General features: G+C 48.1%; 17 protein-coding genes. 10 read left to right on the top strand and 7 right to left on the bottom strand.

Going from position 1 to position 17221, the window contains the following annotated elements:
* Positions 1–92 precede the first annotated feature (92 nt).
* From rph to ftsH, 3 genes are all read left to right on the top strand, one after another.
* Positions 93–824 (top strand): ribonuclease PH, encoded by a 732-nt coding sequence (gene rph, locus ACMUEV_RS18905; RefSeq protein ID WP_190648290.1) that lies wholly within the window; start codon positions 93–95, stop codon positions 822–824.
* 167 nt (positions 825–991) lie between these two features.
* Positions 992–1459: an ATP-binding protein gene (locus ACMUEV_RS18900; RefSeq protein WP_017287527.1), complete on the top strand. Its 468-nt coding sequence runs from the start codon at positions 992–994 to the stop codon at positions 1457–1459.
* 87 nt (positions 1460–1546) lie between these two features.
* Positions 1547–3451 (top strand): ATP-dependent zinc metalloprotease FtsH, encoded by a 1905-nt coding sequence (ftsH, locus tag ACMUEV_RS18895; RefSeq protein WP_190648288.1) that lies wholly within the window; start codon positions 1547–1549, stop codon positions 3449–3451.
* A gap of 128 nt (positions 3452–3579) precedes the next feature.
* On the opposite strand, the gene ACMUEV_RS18890 is transcribed toward ftsH, so the two are convergent.
* Entirely contained in the window at positions 3580–4374 is a 795-nt protein-coding gene (locus tag ACMUEV_RS18890; protein ID WP_017287529.1) for a DUF2993 domain-containing protein, read from the bottom strand.
* A 380-nt stretch (positions 4375–4754) separates the two neighbouring features.
* On the opposite strand from ACMUEV_RS18890, the gene ACMUEV_RS18885 reads away from it, so the two are divergent.
* The 3 genes from ACMUEV_RS18885 to ACMUEV_RS18875 all read left to right on the top strand — a co-directional run bounded on the left by ACMUEV_RS18885 (position 4755) and on the right by ACMUEV_RS18875 (position 7537).
* Positions 4755–6116 (top strand): tetratricopeptide repeat protein, encoded by a 1362-nt coding sequence (locus ACMUEV_RS18885; protein ID WP_190648286.1) that lies wholly within the window; start codon positions 4755–4757, stop codon positions 6114–6116.
* Positions 6117–6195: 79 nt separating this feature from the next.
* Entirely contained in the window at positions 6196–6489 is a 294-nt protein-coding gene (locus ACMUEV_RS18880; RefSeq protein WP_017287531.1) for a hypothetical protein, read from the top strand.
* Positions 6490–6628: 139 nt separating this feature from the next.
* Positions 6629–7537, top strand: a complete 909-nt coding sequence (locus ACMUEV_RS18875) for a peptidoglycan recognition family protein (protein WP_190648284.1) — start codon at positions 6629–6631, stop codon at positions 7535–7537.
* Positions 7538–7590: 53 nt separating this feature from the next.
* Here the strand turns inward: ACMUEV_RS18875 and ACMUEV_RS18870 are convergent, their stop codons facing one another.
* The 5 genes from ACMUEV_RS18870 to thyX all read right to left on the bottom strand — a co-directional run bounded on the left by ACMUEV_RS18870 (position 7591) and on the right by thyX (position 13556).
* Positions 7591–10344 (bottom strand): CARDB domain-containing protein, encoded by a 2754-nt coding sequence (locus ACMUEV_RS18870; protein WP_190648281.1) that lies wholly within the window; start codon positions 10342–10344, stop codon positions 7591–7593.
* 251 nt (positions 10345–10595) lie between these two features.
* Entirely contained in the window at positions 10596–11207 is a 612-nt protein-coding gene (cobO, locus tag ACMUEV_RS18865) for a cob(I)yrinic acid a,c-diamide adenosyltransferase (RefSeq protein WP_017287534.1), read from the bottom strand.
* Positions 11208–11282: 75 nt separating this feature from the next.
* Positions 11283–11963: an ExbD/TolR family protein gene (locus ACMUEV_RS18860; protein WP_017287535.1), complete on the bottom strand. Its 681-nt coding sequence runs from the start codon at positions 11961–11963 to the stop codon at positions 11283–11285.
* A gap of 18 nt (positions 11964–11981) precedes the next feature.
* A complete protein-coding gene (locus ACMUEV_RS18855) occupies positions 11982–12638 on the bottom strand; it encodes a MotA/TolQ/ExbB proton channel family protein (protein WP_017287536.1) in 657 nt (218 codons plus the stop codon).
* Between the two features lie 162 nt (positions 12639–12800).
* Positions 12801–13556, bottom strand: a complete 756-nt coding sequence (gene thyX / locus ACMUEV_RS18850) for an FAD-dependent thymidylate synthase (protein ID WP_190648278.1) — start codon at positions 13554–13556, stop codon at positions 12801–12803.
* Positions 13557–13790: 234 nt separating this feature from the next.
* Here thyX and ACMUEV_RS18845 point away from each other — a divergent pair, with 234 nt between their 5' ends.
* Together ACMUEV_RS18845 and ACMUEV_RS18840 are read left to right on the top strand one after the other, a co-directional pair.
* Positions 13791–14678 (top strand): tetratricopeptide repeat protein, encoded by an 888-nt coding sequence (locus ACMUEV_RS18845; RefSeq protein ID WP_017287538.1) that lies wholly within the window; start codon positions 13791–13793, stop codon positions 14676–14678.
* Positions 14679–14815: 137 nt separating this feature from the next.
* Entirely contained in the window at positions 14816–15397 is a 582-nt protein-coding gene (locus ACMUEV_RS18840; RefSeq protein ID WP_239741311.1) for a YdcF family protein, read from the top strand.
* On the opposite strand, the gene ACMUEV_RS18835 is transcribed toward ACMUEV_RS18840, so the two are convergent.
* The gene (locus ACMUEV_RS18835) at positions 15354–15647 is read right to left on the bottom strand and encodes a DUF2288 domain-containing protein (RefSeq protein ID WP_190648274.1); all 294 of its coding nucleotides are present in this window, start codon (positions 15645–15647) and stop codon (positions 15354–15356) included. The genes ACMUEV_RS18840 and ACMUEV_RS18835 overlap by 44 nt on opposite strands.
* A gap of 7 nt (positions 15648–15654) precedes the next feature.
* On the opposite strand from ACMUEV_RS18835, the gene ACMUEV_RS18830 reads away from it, so the two are divergent.
* Complete coding sequence (locus ACMUEV_RS18830; protein ID WP_242044256.1) at positions 15655–16068, top strand: DUF4168 domain-containing protein; 414 nt, start codon at positions 15655–15657, stop codon at positions 16066–16068.
* 204 nt (positions 16069–16272) lie between these two features.
* Positions 16273–17085, top strand: a complete 813-nt coding sequence (locus tag ACMUEV_RS18825; RefSeq protein WP_190648272.1) for a cell division protein FtsQ/DivIB — start codon at positions 16273–16275, stop codon at positions 17083–17085.
* Positions 17086–17221: the final 136 nt, after the last annotated feature.

Here is a 17221-nt window from a genome sequence, read left to right as displayed (position 1 = left end):
ACACCTAGCAATTCCAAATCTGAAAACAATCCGGGAAATCCAACAAATCCCGCCCCAGACGGTATGCTAAATCACAGATTTGAGGAATTTTCATGTCCTGGCAGCGTCCAGATGGTCGGCAACCCGATCAACTCCGTCCCACCCGATTCGATCGCCGATTCACCAAATTTTCGGCAGGCTCCGTTCTCACCCACTGTGGCGACACCCAAGTTCTCTGCACCGTCAGCATCAAACCCAAAGTCCCCCGCTTCCTCGAAGGCAAAGGACAAGGCTGGCTCACCGCAGAATATCGCATGTTACCTGGAGCCACCCCCGATCGCCAAGATCGCGAATTTCTCAAACTCTCTGGTCGCACCCAAGAAATTCAACGCCTGATCGGACGCAGCTTGCGCTCGGTTCTCGACATGCAAGCCTTAGGAGAACGCACCCTGACGATCGATGCCGATGTCCTGCAAGCCGATGCTGGAACTCGCACTGCTTCTATTACAGGCGCATTTGTCGCACTGCATGACGCAATTGCCACATTAATCCAATGCGGAGAACTCGACCAGTCTCCCATTCGCCATCAAGTCGCAGCCGTTTCCGTCGGCTTACTCGAAGGCGAAGCCTTACTTGACCTCAACTATCCGGAGGACGTAAGCGCAGATGTGGATTGTAATGTGGTGATGAATGATGCGCTGGAAATCATCGAAATTCAAGGAACCGCAGAGCAAGGCAGTTTCACCCGACAACAATTGGATCAGATTGTTAACCTTGCCGAGAAGGGGATCAAAGAACTGCTACAATTGCAGCGCGAATCACTTGAATTCAATAAGATTTGTTGATAAAGCTCTATAGACATCGCCTGTTCTATGTATCAAAAAGTGTGCAATCTCACTGGCTCATTCGTAGAAAATCCAACGAATTGACAGAGAAAAGACACGTATCATAGTTAAAGTTAGGAACTGAACATTACACACCCAGACGCGCGATCGAGTGGACGAATCGGAGCATGTTTCAGCAAGATCATCTGTCGGTTAGTAGTAACCTTACAGTGTTGAACCACGTCCAGAAATGGTTCGAGAGATTCTGGTTTCAACACGATCCTCACTTTCCACGACGGGAAAATCAGCTTCACCGTCTCAATCTCGCTCTTGCAGAAGGCTTTACCAACGCCGTTCGGCACGCTCATTCCGGTTTATCCAACGAAACCCAAATTGATATTCAGGTTGCGCTGCATGACGATCGCATGGAGATTGAAATCTGGGACTGGGGACAACCTTTTGATCCCAATAATATCCGTGAACCCCAGCCTGGAACTCTTCAAGAAGGAGGATACGGCTGGTTTTTATTACGCCGACTCGCCGATGAAGTCAGCTACAATCGCCAAGGTCAGCGCAACTGCCTAAAAATTGTCAAATATACACCCGAAACCCGTCCTTCAGAAACTCGAGCCGCGCAAGTGTCCAAACTCTATTGAGAAGGCTAGACTAGGGACAGATTATTGTTACCGTCCCTTTACGGGCGATCTGCCCCTTTCGCGTTCCACCAGGCATAAGGCAATCCCATGATCAAAGGTTCTCGTCAATTCGCGCTCTCACTCCGTCTGACAAAAGCCAAATCGAAAGCGGCTAAATCCGCGATCGTTGGCTGGATGCTCCTGCAAAGTGTCCTGATGAGTGTCCCCGCAATGGCTCAAGCCCGCGAATCTCTCAGCTACACTGGATTGCTGAAAAAAATTGATGCCGGAGAAGTAGAGCGAGTCGAAATCGACGAAACGCAGCATGTTGCAAGAGTTCGGCTCCAAGGCAAAAAGCAGAGTGAACCCGATATCGAAGTGCAACTGCTCGAACGAAATCCAGAATTGATCGATCGCCTCCGCAAAAACAAAGTTACGTTTGAATCGAAACCCACCACAGACAATAGTATTTTGGTGGGTTTGATTGCGAACCTGCTGCTATTTATGCTGCTCATTGCTGGGTTGCTGCTAATTTTACGACGATCAAGCAACTCACCCGGCGGTCCCGGACAAGCCATGAATTTTGGTAAGTCTCGTGCCAGGTTCCAGATGGAAGCCAAAACTGGTGTGATGTTCGATGATGTGGCGGGCATTGAAGAAGCCAAAGAAGAACTTCAAGAAGTCGTGACATTTCTGAAGAAGCCAGAACGCTTTACCGCAGTAGGCGCACGAATTCCCAAAGGCGTTCTCCTAGTGGGATCACCTGGAACTGGCAAAACCTTACTGGCAAAAGCGATCGCAGGAGAAGCCGGAGTGCCATTCTTCTCGATCTCGGGTTCAGAATTCGTCGAAATGTTTGTCGGTGTCGGCGCTTCCCGGGTTCGTGACCTGTTCAAAAAAGCAAAAGAGAATGCTCCTTGCATCGTCTTTATCGATGAAATTGATGCAGTTGGACGACAACGCGGAGCTGGAATTGGCGGCGGCAATGATGAGCGCGAGCAAACCTTGAATCAGTTGCTGACTGAAATGGACGGGTTTGAAGGCAACGCAGGTATCATTATTATTGCGGCAACAAACCGTCCAGATGTTTTGGATTCTGCATTACTTCGTCCGGGACGATTCGATCGACAAATTAGCGTCGATTTACCTGATCGTAAAGGTCGCCTGAAAATTCTTGAAGTTCACGCCCGCAATAAGAAATTAGCCGACGAAGTGGATCTCGAAAAAATTGCTCGGCAAACGCCTGGATTCTCCGGCGCAGAATTGGCGAACCTGTTGAATGAGGCTGCGATTCTCACGGCACGTCGGCGCAAAGACGCGGTGACGATGCTAGAGATTGACGACGCGATTGACCGAGTGTCGATTGGGCTGTCCAAAAATCCCTTACTCGACTCGAACCGCAAGCGCATGACGGCATATCACGAAATCGGTCATGCCCTGCTGACCACGATTTTAGAGAATGCTGACCCCTTGAACAAAGTCACGATCATTCCACGCGCAGGCGGAATTGAAGGGTTCTCTCAGACTATTCCAAACGAAGAAACGATCGATAGTGGGCTTTATACGCGTGCCTGGATGCTTGATCGCATTAAGGTAATCTTAGGCGGTCGCGCCGTTGAAGCAGAAGTATATGGCGAAGATGCGATCGATACGGGAGCCGCAAGCGATATCGGCAAAGTCACACAAATTGCCCGCCAAATGGTGACAATTTTCGGAATGTCTGATCTCGGTTCAGTTGCCTTTGAAAGCATGGGCGATGAGGTGTTCTTAGGACGGAATTTGATGCCTCGATCAGAATACTCCGAAGAATTGGCAAGCCAAATTGATACCAAAGTCCGTGAAATCGCGAAGTTCTGCTATGCGGAAGCGCGGCGCTTAGTGAGTGAAAATCGTCCTTTAGTCGATCGCTTAGTCGATGTCTTGTTAGAGCAAGAAACGATCGAAGGCGACCAATTCCGCAAGATTGTTGAAGAATACCGCCAATCTATCCCCACCGCGAACGTCAGCAGTTAGGAAAAATAGATACACCGATTAAAGGCGGATGATCCGAGGATCATCCGCCTTTATTGCAGTTCGCGTTTACATACAAATTTAACCCGTCAGGCTTGAGGCGAAATGAATCAATCGCCTACTCGAAAAACTTACCCCTGCCGTGGAAAATGCGTCACTTCCGCATATCCACTAAAAATCAGCTTATCGCCCTCTGTATCGAGTCGATTCAACCGCATCGTTACCCCATCCAAATTAAATCGATCGAGATCCACCATATTGTTCAAAATCTGAGCAAACGCATTCGTCAATAACTCTGAAACTCCACGCTGGGCTTCAGGAATTCCCTCTGCCGAAAATTGCGGATTTTGAAACAAAATGCGACGACGACGTTCGATTCCAATCGTCGCTGTCAAAGAAATTGGCACAATACCATTCGGCAAACTCGCCTTTGCTAAAATCCGAATCTGATTCTCCGGCAATAATTTCAGCTCAACATCAGAAAAAGCAACAGGTTCCCCACCCGATAAATCCATCAGAGAAGACTCTGTAATATTTTCCATCCGGGGTTTCACCAATTCGGATTGAAATGCTTTGTTGATTCCAGCTTCAGTCAATATTACCTTCGCCACAGCCTGCGCTGCCTGCTTCAACCGAATTTTCCCAGACAATACCGAGCCAAAATCGATCGAAACTGCATCTGTTTCAAACCACATCTCCTCGACCCAAAATTCGCGACGGATCAAAAGCCCGCGACCGCTCATTTTGAAGCTGTCAATGCTCCCTTGCAGCAACTTACTCGATGGAAAACATTTGAGCGAGACATCCACATTCTCGCTCTCTGTAAATAGATGACGAATGGACTGACTCAGCACTGAATTGAGCATCTGCTCTCCAAAATCGGTTTGATTGGAAGGGGGCTTAAAGCCAGTAAATCCGCCAAACATAAGCACTTTTTATTTCTTCCTTTACCCATTATGTAACACAATATTAAGACTAGCAATCAAGAGTCATTGGGAGACATGATGAAACCCTTCAATGATCCAAATCAATCGTTAGTCAGGAATTCGTGTTCCCCTCGCCTGCATGAAAACTCTGTGAACTTAATTGACGCTACCCGGATATCTAAGCGAAATTACGGAAGTAGGTGATACATTACGTGTCACCTCGTCGAGAATTCGAGCAACAAATCAGCGATCACGCTTAGGTTTGTCTGAATCTTGCAGGGTTCGGTTGAATCTCCCCACAATTGGGTTGCATCACCTTCAACGTAATCAAACGACAACGAACTCACTGAACCGGGAATGCAGTGAAATCTGGAGGTGCTATGACAAGTATTAGCTGTGATACAACATTCAATCCGTCTCAAGGTTGGTTGGGACGTGCGATCGCGCTGAGCCAAAACGGCTGGCACGAAGCCGCGATCGCCTGCCTGGATCAGGCGAATTCAAACGATCCTGATACTCTACACTATCGCGGCTATATTCTGGGCAAATTGAAGCGCTACGAAGCTGCCATTACGAATTACGAGACTGCCCTGCAACTCAATCCAGCTGATCCGAAAGTCTGGTACAACTGCGGACGAGCACTGGCAAAACTGAAGCACTACGATCGAGCGATTGCTTATTATGATCGAGCGATTGAGCTTGATCCGACCCACCTCAAGTCCTGGTATCAAAAAGGCAAAGCCTTAGCGTATTTAGGTCGGTATGCAGAAGCACTCCGCAGCTTAGAGAAAACGGTCAATCTCCAGCCCGATTACTACAAGGCATGGGGCTACCAGGCGCAGATTCTCGGCAAATTGGGCAATTACGAAGATGCAATCAACCGCGTCGATCAAGCCATCAAATTCGAGCCGAACGATGTGCAGTTATGGAATTTCCGCGCCTATGGATTGTGGAAACTCGATCTTTACCCTCAAGCGCTCACCAGCATCAATACAGCGATCTCGTTGACACCAGACCGTTTCCAGCCTTGGTGTATGCGGGGCATGATTCTTGGCTCAATGGGCGAATTCAAGCAAGCTCGATCGAGCTTTGACGCAGCCCTTCAGATTCAGCCGGGTGAAATGTCAGCTTTATTCAATCAAGCGATCGTGCTGCGCAAATTGGGACAATTGACAACCGCACTCAGCTTTATCGAGCAGGCGTTATCGATCGATCCGCAAAACTTCAAACTCTGGGTGCTCCGCGCTTTGATTTTCTGGGAACTCAAGCAACCCGAAGAAGCGATCCAGAGCCTCGACCATGCTTTGATGCTGCATCTGAATCATCCTAAGGTGTGGCAATATCGCGGCACGATTCTCGATAGCATTCACCGGCATGATGAAGCGATCGGCAGTTACATTCGCGCCCTGATGATCGAGCCTTACGATTCTCAAGGCTGGATCTCACTTGGCTCAGCCCTACAAAGTGCTGGACGATACGAAGAAGCCATCGCCAGCTATGACAAAGCGCTCGGCATTGAACCCGATGATGCAGAAGCTTTTTACCACGAAGCGTGCTGCTATGCGATGCAAAACAATTCAGAATGGGCACTAGAGCACTTAAGACGGGCGATAGCGCTCGCTCCGGGTTATCGAGAAATTGCCGCCAACGATCGCGTCTTTGCGAGACTGCAGAAAGATTTGAGATTTCAAGCCTTGCTGCAATCGCGTTCTACCACAAGCGTGATGACAGGCTCTTGCTGATCCACGTTTAATCAAGTTAAAGATTGAGCATTGATTCAGAATGAAAAGGCTGCTCGTAATCCTTAGCAGCATTGCGCTAATGCTGCTTACCCTTCAAACTTTTTTCCCCGCTCAGGCACAAGTTGGACTCGTCGAATCACGACTTGCCCGAGTTGAATCAGAATTAGCGGGCATTCGCTCGCAATTAAGCCAACTCTCTGCCCTTCGTGCGAGTCCAGGAGTTTCAGTGCCTGCTCCGAGAAACGCCCTGCCCCCGCAACGCCCAACGAAGTTTACAGATGCTCAATTTGATCGGCTTGCCACCTTGGTGATTGAATCGCGCGATCGCATCGAAGCACTCGAAGCAAAAGTCGCCCAACTCGAAGGTCGCTAATTTTTCTCCGCAAGTGCAAGACGGCAAGGTATATTAAATTGCGCTTACCACAATAGACTTTTCTCTGGAACTAAATTCAGAAAAACTCTATCTTGTTCAACAGCACGCAGTATTTCTTACATACAGTAATTTTTTAGGCATGAAGAGGTTCTTTCAAGCATTTGCGATCGCGATTATTGGACTATCCGGTTTCTTAATTGCGATGCAAGCCGGTCAAGCATCCTGGCTAGACGGCATTCAAATCCGGAATTCGCCATTACAATTGATCGCACAGCGTCAACCCATTGCCGATACAACTGACCTCTTATCCAGTGCTTGCGCAGTTAAACCAAACCCGAACAAAAATAAACTGAGAAATCTGCCTGCCATTCGAGGCACAGTCCCTTTGACTCGTTTCCGACAAGAGTCTCCAGACGCTGATTCTACTTATCGTCCCAGAGAAGAAGTTGCACTCGCCCATCCTTCTAACTTTGGACGACGATTCACCCAAGATTTATTCGGTCGCCCTGTAGACAATGAACCGATCGTGGTTCTGCACGAAACAGTGGGTTCAGGCAGTTCTGCGATTAATTATTTTCAAACCCCGCATCCGAGAGATGATGACCAAGTCAGCTATCACGCCCTGATTCGGGAAAATGGCAATGTTGTCTATTTAGTTCCGCCTGAGCGACGCGCTTTTGGGGCTGGCAACTCGATTTTCAACGGTACAAAAGGCGATGAAGCGGTTAAAACAAATCCGGTATTTCCCCCTTCAGTCAATAACTTCGCCTATCACATTTCGTTAGTCACACCACCTGATGGTCGGGGAAATGGATCACGCCATAGCGGATATACGCGTGCTCAGTATCAATCATTGGCATGGCTAGTTGCAAAAACAGGGGTTCCGAATAACCGGATTACGACGCATCGATTGGTGGATCGATCGCGCCAACGTCTCGACCCGCGCAGCTTTGACACTAAGTTATTTGCTCAACTCTTAGAGTCGTTCCCCAAAACAAACGATATTTCGATGCAGTGTACGACCCCAGCGATCGCCCAAGAAGAATAAAAAAACAGGAATGCCTTTGCAGCATTCCTGTCTTAACTCAGTTCTTGCGCAGACTAGGAGAGCGTGAACTTGAGGTAGTTCTTACCTAGGGTGTCTTCCGCCGTTTCAGGATTGAGTTTGTTGTCGAGAGGATCGTCTAATGGAACGCTGTTGTTCAGCGGATCAATCCAAGACGCAAGGTAGAAGGTCGTCGATCCATCAGTCCATCCACTCCAGTCTGCGGACGGCAGTTTCAGGTCAACCATAAAGGTGAAGGTATTCGAGACTCCACCTGCACCATTCTTGCCACCCAAAGCAGGCACCGGAACCGGATTATTCGGATCGAGAGGACGGCTCACTATGTAGGAGGAGAACAGATCTGAATCCTCCACCACCATTGCAGTGCGATCGCCACCCTCTGCACCCTGTTGAGTAATTACAGTATCAGTTGACAAGAGAAACTGGATTGGGATACCGACACCGTTGGGGGATGATCGGTTGCCCTGATTTTGGAGCGTGAATTCCACTGTCACAATTCCATCGGGTGCGAAGGTCGATGGATTTGAGATCAGAGTCATTTGTGAACCGACGATAGCAATTGTGTCTGTGTCAAGAATCTCAAGTGTCACTCGATCGGTTCCCAAAGCACCATTAAAGTTATTGGTTTCATCATCCTCGGTCAGACGATTGTTTGGATCGACAACTAAACCGATCGTATATTCACCATCCACAAACCAGAAAGAAGCGTCAGTATTCGGCAGCAGCAGTTGAATATCCTGAAATTCTCGTTCTTCGCCTGGGTCTAACGGAGTTGCGATCTTGAGAATTGTCTTATCTGGAGCCGTTGAACCCAAAAATTCCAGACGAGTATCCGTTGTGCCCGTATCCAGATCAATCACACCATCACGCGAGATGACAAAGCCCACTTCAATGTCGCTGATTGCCGTTGAGCTATTGTTCTTCACCTTGAACGTTGCGGTAATCACGTTCGGCGTTTGGTTTTGTCCAGACGGATTGAGATTGACTGTGGTCACCGTTGTCGTCAAGCCTGCGGTCGCAATATCAGTAGACTCGGGCTGCCCAAACACTCTCAATTCGTAATTGGTTGGTGTACCTGTGGTCGTGAACACGCGAACCGCATAGGAACCAAGCTCAAGCGCCATGTCCTGGCTATAGGTCAGTGCAGATCCTAAGGAGCCGTCTGACAGAATCGGGAAGAGTGCAAACTGTACGGACGGACTGTTGAACAACTCCAATCGAATATTCGATTTCACAGGGGTTGTGAATTTGAAGTAGTCATCAAAGCCCGATCGCACATCATTTTTGTATGTGCCGCGCCCTTCAAGCGTTCCCATATCAAAAGCAAGCGCACTGGCAAATCCACCGACTGAAGTGCGATCGCTAATGTCGAATGGTTCCGAGGAGACATTGCGCTCCATAATTCCGCGCACTTTCCAACCCACACCAATTCCACTATAGGATTGGATGTCAGTGATAGTGGTTCCATCCATCAGCAGCACTTCGACGAGTCCTTGCTGCTCATTGCGATAAAGAATGTCTGCTTTGCCATCGTTGTTAAAATCGCCCACGCCTGCGATCGTCCAGTCTGCACCTTTGTTGTAGGCAGCACTATTTAAGGTAATTCCTGCTTGCTTGGTAAACCCAGTCCCTTGTGAGTTAAACAACCAGATGCCCATTTCGCCGGTTCTCCGATTGCGCCAGAGCAGATCTGCATTACCTCCGTTGGCAGTTCCATCAAAATTGCCAATCGATTCAATTTGCCATTCCTGGCTGATCGCACCGGTCAGCCAAGAATTTTTGATGGTGACACCATCCATTTGCCAGAACGCGATCGCGCCACTGTTCGTGTCGCGCAGTAGAATATCGTCCTGCAGATCTCCGTTGAAATCCCCATAGAACTGAGGAATCCAAGTCGGGCCTGTGTTGACGATCGTGCCTTCTTCAATCACAGTTCCATTCAGCTTCCAGAACGCAATCTGCCCTCCCACTGAATTGCGCAGAACAAAGTCAGCTTTGGTGTCCGCATCCAGATAAGCAGGTGCAAGAGGCTGCCAACTTGCACCCACATTAATCGTACTCGAGCTGATTAATGCCCCAGCTTTGAGCGTCCATAGCCCAATCAGTCCAGCTTGAGGATTATGCCAAACTAAATCCGCATTAAGGTCACCATCTAGATCTTTTACAGCAACAATTTTCCAATCTAGGGGAATCGGCGCACCAAAAGAGATTCCCGTCGAAACGCGTTGCCCATCCTTAAACAACCAGTACGCAACATCACCAGATTTCATGTTGCGCCAAAGCAAATCATCTTCTCCATCTCCATCCAAGTCTTCAACGCCTTGGATTTCCCATTCTGCTGGAAGCTGACTGTAAAGCTCTGTGCCAGCAATATTGATGCCGTTCATACGCCAAATTGCGGCTTGGGCAGCAGCAGAATTGCGCCACCAGATGTTACTGAGGTCTGCTTCAGCTTTGGCAAGAACATTCAGGGTGTAGGTCGCGTTGCTCGTTCCTTCAGCCAAGGTGACTTCGATCGTATAAAGATCAGGCGCAAGGAGATTTTGCTGGGAACCCAGCAGAATCGATTCGGACAGCTTACCAGTGTTTTCAGAAGATGCAAGAACCGTGCTGTTTCGGAGCACTTTGAGATTGACATCATCAGACAGGTTGGTTAGGGAGAGGCGAGCCGAACTGCTGCTAAAAGAACGTAGATCAATCTGAAAGGTATCTGTTCTGTTGCCAGGGCTGAGAGAACCGTCCAGTGCCGAAGGAATCAGAGGATTTTGAATCAGTTGTGGAGAAGACATAGTGGGTTGGTTTTAGGCTGAATTGTTACTGACTTCTGCTATAGTGTTCCCTGGTTTGGGAAAGGCAGAAGCTTTTGATATGGACGCGATCAACTCAGCCGAACTCAACAGAGCAAAACAATTGCTTAGAAGAATTTATACATATAGAACCGGAATAGCTACAGAATAAATACTGACGGATTTTCATAAAAAATCGCATCGCAGTCTTTCAACCAATCTGCGGTGCGAGTCTAAGTGCAGTAAATTGCAATTTAGAATTCGATGCCGGGCTGTGCTTTAATCCCTTGTTCTCGGAAGGGATGTTTTACGAGAGTCATTTCAGTGACGAGATCCGCTCGATCGAGCAACGCATTTGGAGCACCTCGTCCGGTCAAAATGACATGGGAATCTTCTGGCTTTTGATCTAATCCTGCGAGGACTGTTTCAACTTCTAGATAGCCAAGCTTGAGAGCGATATTCACTTCATCAAGTAGAACTAAGCGAAACTCAGGGTTTTGGATAAATGAACGTGCTTTTTCCCAAGCGGCTGTCGCGTGGAGAATATCACGATCGCGATCTTGAGTTTCCCAAGTAAACCCTTCTCCCATTGCGTGAAATTCGATTTGATCGCCCCAAGGTGCAAAGGCTGCTTTTTCAGCAGGTTCCCAGGCTCCTTTGATGAATTGTATGATCGCGACTTTATAGCCATGCCCCAGCGATCGTAAAACCATGCCCAAAGCCGCTGTTGTTTTACCTTTGCCGTTGCCTGTGTTGACGATAATCAGTCCTTTTTCACGCGTGCGATCTGCTATGCGCTGGTCTTGAACTTCCTTGCGGCGCTGCATCTTGAGGCGATGCTGTTCGGCGTTGAGCGTATCAGACATATCTAAGCCAGAATGACGAGAAGCTGATTTTAGCGCAGTGCTGAAGCACAAGCCAAGATTCTCACTCAGGATTGATTAGGGCGTTTGAGGCGCGACAGTCCCTGGAGCAGTTTGAGGAGCAGTACTATTTGGGGATAAGGAACTTCCGGGAACGGTCGGCTGAGGAATCGTATTTCCGGGTGCAGGTTGTACAGGTGCTCCAGGAGTCAGCGTTGGATTTGTACCGGGAGAGGTAGGAAGAGAATCTGTTGGATTTGGAATCAGTTGGGGAGCAGGGGTCAGTTGGGGAGAAGAACCCGGGAAAGGAGATTGACCCGGTTGCGGCTGTTGTCCAGGCTGATTGTTAGGTGCAGTGGAGAGGGCAACACGATCAGCAGCGACTGAGCGCATCACATCTAAGACTTGAATCACATCGTTATAAAAAGCCGTTTGAGAGGCTTCGAGAACCAGTAGACCTTCGGGCTGTTGTTGGTGATAAGACTGCACGAGTTGAAAGAGTTGAGTGCGATCGATGAGTTGTCTCTGCCCTTGATTTGACAGATAGGTTTGACCATTAGAATCGATGCCAATGATCAACATTTCACTCATCAAAACACTGCTCGTCTCAGCTTTCGGAAGTTCTAATCCGATGCCTTGCTGACGAGTTAATTGCAATGCAGCAAGAATAAAGAACGTCAAAATACAAAAGATCACGTCGATCAGCGGAATGATCTGGATCTGAGCTTCATCGGCGGGAGAGTCAAGATTGATTTTCATAACGCTGACAAGAAGGGTCTATAAATCGTTGGGAGGCAAAGCTTGATCGTGAGTAATCTGCCATTTCTGACGGTACAGCAATTCTAAATCGTTGCCTGTCCGGCGGAAAATCTTTGCTTGGTTGAAAATAAGACCCTGAAAAATGCGATAGAACGCAAGGCTAAAAATTGCGACAACTAGCCCGGTTGCAGTACTGATGAGCGCTTCACCAATCCCAGTTGTTACGCCAGCCGTTGAAGCGGTTCCAATATCACCAATCCGGATCGATCGCAGTGACAAAATTAGACCGATAACTGTCCCAAGTAGACCCAGCAACGGAGAAAGCGCGATCACGGCTTCTAAAATTTTGTCGCCACGACGCATAGAGGCGATTTCTTCATCCGCAGAGGATTCTAGGGCGAGACGGAAGAGTTCAGGATCTGGATTTTTCAGCCGCATCGGGGCATATAAGAACCGTCCGATCGGTTGATCATAAGATTGACGTGCAATTTCAACTGCAGATTCCCAATCTCGCCGGGAGGTTTCGAGAATTCTTCCCGCAACTTCTTTCTCTTTATTGAGGACGTTAAACCAAAACCACGATCGCTCAATAATGGCTCCTAGGGACAAGATTGAAAGAACAAACAGCGGGAGCATCGTCACGCCGCCTTTCTGAAATAATTCGATGATGTTCATGTTCCGCCTTCCTGCACGTCCCTCTTTGATCTGAGTGATTTTAAAAAGAGTCCATAAAATCTTACTGCGCGATCGAAGCGATTTCCGTCGATTTCTCAAAGAAAAAAGAACTTCAAGCTAGAAATTCCAGCTTAGAAGTTCTTTTTCAATCCCAAAAACCCGTTAAAACGATCGATTTAATTCCTCCCAAGCTGCGATCGTTTGCGGAACGATCGGCTGGATTAACTGCTCGATCGCGCTGGCGTAAGCATGGATTTCTTGCTGTGCACCTTCGCCTTTGCGTAATCCAATAAAGTGCAAGACAGTTTGCAAAGAAGCTGTCCAAACCCAAGACGTATAAACGCTTGGAACCAATACACCTCTTGCCTGTTCTCGTCCGACTCCTAACTCAAGCAGGTCTTTGTAAGCTTTGTAGCTGGCTTCGCATTGTGCCTGATAGATTGCCAACGCCTTTTCGTTATTATCTTCAGGAATTTCGCCAAAGGTCGCTTGGCGGTTGCTCTTTGACTGTTGGCGAAACGATTGCGGAATGTAGAAATCTTCAGAATCCTCGATCGCGACATAGCGAAAACTCTTTTCATTCCAGCCGACTTGCTCATCGTTATGGCTGCTCGCAATCACATGCTTCCACCATTGGCGCGCAACAAACAGCGGGGCTTTGACTTTGAATTTGAACACAACGCCTCGGAAAGGAGACGTGTGATGATGCTGAATCAAGTAGCGAATCAGTTTGATATCTTTTTCATCGAGTTCGGTTGAGAGTTTGTCAAAACTCGCTCTCGCATCATTGACCACATCGAGATCGCTGCCCATATGTGACAAGAGCGCAATCCGGCTTTTGCCATCGTTGAGCGGATCAATCTCAGGAACCGTAGAAATTGAATCATTCATTTTAGGAAGGGTAATCGATTGAACCATGAAAGGATTCCTCAAACGATGGAGAATTTAGTGACGCTAGATGTAGCGTGTAATTTACCCTTACTTTCGGAAAAGTTCAAGATGTAGAGTTCAAATTTAATAATCGCGCCGATATTCCCTGAGCGCTAGCCCCTTGAAAACGAACTTCTTTCTCGATTCCAGCGTCCCAAACTCAGTAAGATCGATTAAGCTAACGGAAAGTTTCATCTCTCGTCGTTTTTCAAAGGCTTTGTTGTGCCCAAACGTGTCTCTCTCTTCTCAGCCTGCTTGATCTTAGGGTTGTGGACAGCCCAACCCGCTTTCGCTCAAGCTCTGATCCCCCATGCTCCTCAAGTTGATTTTGAAAAACTTGAACAGCAAGGTCTTGGCTTAGTTCAGGAAGCGTCGCAGTTGGCGCAGTTCAATCAGAATCAACTGGCGCTAGCACGAGCGAGATTAGCAGTTCAATTGGCTCCGAAGCGACCCGAAGCTTGGGCGGTTTTGGGTGGATTGTATTTAGAGACAAACCAAGCAGAGCAAGCGATCCCCGCCTTGAATCAGGCGGCAGCGCTCGATCCCCGCAATGCCGCGATCCCATTTGCGTTGGGAACTGCATATTTTCAGAAGCAGCAATACGAAGAGTCGATCAAGCATATTCAGGCAGGGCTGAAACTTAAGCCGAATGTGCCAGGGGCTTACTTCGATATGGGCAATGCCTATCTGATGTTGAAGAAAAATCGAGAGGCGATCGCGAGTTACGAAAAAGCGATCGCACAAGAGAAGCAGTTTTGGCCAGCGATCAACAATATTGGTTTGATTCGGTACGAAGAAGGCAAAATCGACGAGGCAATCAAGCTGTGGCGGCAATCGGTCGCGCTAGATCCCAAAACGACCACCGAGCCGCAATTAGCGATCGCAGTTGCGCTTTTCCGCAAAGGCAATCAAACCGAAGCAACGACCCTAGCTGAAGCCGCGCTGAAAACCGATGCAAGATACGGCGAGATGAAATTTCTCAAGGATAATCTTTGGGGTGAAAAGTTATTAGCAGATACGCAGAAATTCTTTGCGTTGCCTCGGATTCAAGCCGCGATCGCTCAAGCTCAGTCCGAACAAGCTGCTCAAGAACGTCCGCGCGGTCAGTAATCGCTTGAGAAAAGCCAAACTCTCTGATAGGTTAAGCTTGAGTTTTTTCAATCCGTAGGGGTGGCATCGTGCGCTTGAGAGCCGTTTCGCCGAATCAATTTCATCAGTCCGCTCGAAGACGAAAGCGCTCGTTTCCTTTGTTGCTCCTGCTTACACCTTTTTTTCTGTGGATGGGAGTGCGATCGCTGAGATTACACTTTGAGAAGCCCGACGCAATTCTGGTGCTAGGTGGCTCAGAGGATCGAGAGCTTTTTAGTGCCCAATTTGCGAAATCGCATCCCGATTTACCAGTTTGGATTTCATCTGGTGCGCCTCGCGATTATGCGGAACGCGTTTTTCGCAAAGCGGGAGTTGATTTAGAGCGTTTAAATTTAGATTATCAAGCGGTCGATACGGTTACAAACTTCACGTCGGTCGTCGATCGTCTACGCCAACAAAATGTTCGCAGTGTCTATCTGATTACATCCGATTACCATATGCGACGAGCACAGGTGATTGGAGAAATCGTGTTAGGCAGCCGTGGGATCAATATTCAGCCCATCTCGATCCCGTCTACTCAGACAGAAGAACCGATGAGTAAAGCAGTTCGAGACGGGGGGCGAGCCGTGTTATGGGTTGCAACTGGAAAAACCGGAGCAGGGTTTTCGATGCCGAAGTTTGAACTTCCTACAGAGATTAAGCAGCTAGTTCCTGAACCAGAACATAAGGCTGAAGAATAAGGGCTTTGAATCGTTTCGTTTGATCGCTATCCCAAACGATTTTTTGCTCGATCGACGGCTTGTAGAGCAAGCTATCTTGAATCCATTGATTGACAGAACTCGCTTGATCATTGGCGATCGCGTAGCCGACTTCTACCAAATCGAGCGATTTCGAGACAATAATGACAGCACCGCGATCGGCGTGCGGGATCAACCATTCCCATTGAGCTTCATCGATCGCGTCTTTTAGTTCGTCTTTCAAATCTGACATCTCAAAAATGATCCGAATAATTAGAGTGATGTTAGCGATCGCAGTCGTATGTTTCTGCGTTCTAGCTAACCCTAGCGCACTTTGGGCAGACCCAGATCCTGCGGAAATCTCGATCGTATCCGATGCAGTTGCCAGTCCGGGGATCAATGCAGATACGATCCCATCCGAGAAGTTAAATCAGTTCGTGCAAGCGTGTCTACAAGTCGTTGCCTTAATTGAGCGCCGAGAAGGAGAACTACAAGCCGCAGAAACCGATTCAGAATCCGTCAGAATCCAGCAAGACATCGAAGCCGACGCGATCGCCATCATTGAAAAAGCCGGACTAACCCGTCAAGAGTATTTGCAACTTTTAAGCCTCGCCAACGTCGATCCAGATTTCGGAGAAAGAGTCGCCACCCTACTACAAGAAACCCCAAGCTAACCCAGTCCCCACTCCCTACTCCCCACTCCCCACTCTCTTCACTAAAAAACCTTGCACTTTCAAGGAAATCGATTAAAGTAAACCTCTGAAACCCAAGACCGGAAAGGACACCAGGTTTGACCATTTAAACCTTGAGTTCCATCCCCAGTCCTGTCAGAATGGCTTCATTCAGTTTCAGTCCGCTCTTGTTGCCTCACGCACTCCATGACAAGCATCGCCCCCGTGTCTCGCATCGAACTTTCCCAGCGTCGCAAAACCTTGCGTCGTCAACGTCGGACTCGATTTTTTCAAACCAGTTGGCGCAATATTGCGATCGCATCGCTTGCCATTGGCGCAGTTTGGGTTGCAACTTTACCAGAATGGGTGATTCGCAAACCAGAGCAGGTTACAATCAAAGGCAATCGATTTATCTCTGAGCAGACAATTCGTAATCTGCTACCGATCGCCTACCCGCAATCGCTCTTAAAGGTTCAGCCACAAGCGATTTCAGATGCTTTAAAAGAAAAAGCTCCCATCGCTGAAGCGACTGTCGATCGACAATTGATGCCACCAAGTTTGACCGTCCGAGTGCAAGAGCGCATTCCGATCGCCCAAACGATCTCCAAAACCGCTCAGCCTGGATTGTTAGACGAAACAGGCATATGGATTTCGCAAGACAATTACAAAGCCTTAAATCCCAATCTGCAACTTCCACCTCTGAAAATCGTGGGTGATCCAGAGCAATATCGATCAGACTGGGCAGAGTTTTATCGCACTCTGCGCCAGAGTCCTGTAAAAGTGCTTGAAGCAAACTGGGAAGATCCGACAAATTTAATTCTCAAAACAGAACTGGGTGCGGTACAGTTTGGTGTCTATGGCTCTAAATTTCCGACGCAGTTAAAAGTATTGGATCAGATGCGGCGACTGCCCAACCGCGTCAGTTCGGGTCAAATTCTGTCGATCGACCTAAGAAACCCGAATTCTCCCACTGTGCAAATGAATGCGACGAAAACTCCGGTAAAATTAAGTACTCCATAGAGCAAAAAGTGTGGAAAAATTTCCATTCCAGTTGCCGCGAGTCCTGCTAAGCTAATGTGCTAATCGAGTTCAGTCGTTTTTTAGACTTCTCTCTGTTCATCTCCACCGCTTGTAATCCCAATGACGCTTAATCATA

It is taken from the genome of Leptolyngbya sp. FACHB-1624 (assembly GCF_047649235.1).
GTDB lineage: Bacteria > Cyanobacteriota > Cyanobacteriia > Leptolyngbyales > Leptolyngbyaceae > Leptolyngbya > Leptolyngbya boryana.
This window is presented reverse-complemented; position numbering and strand designations above follow the sequence as displayed.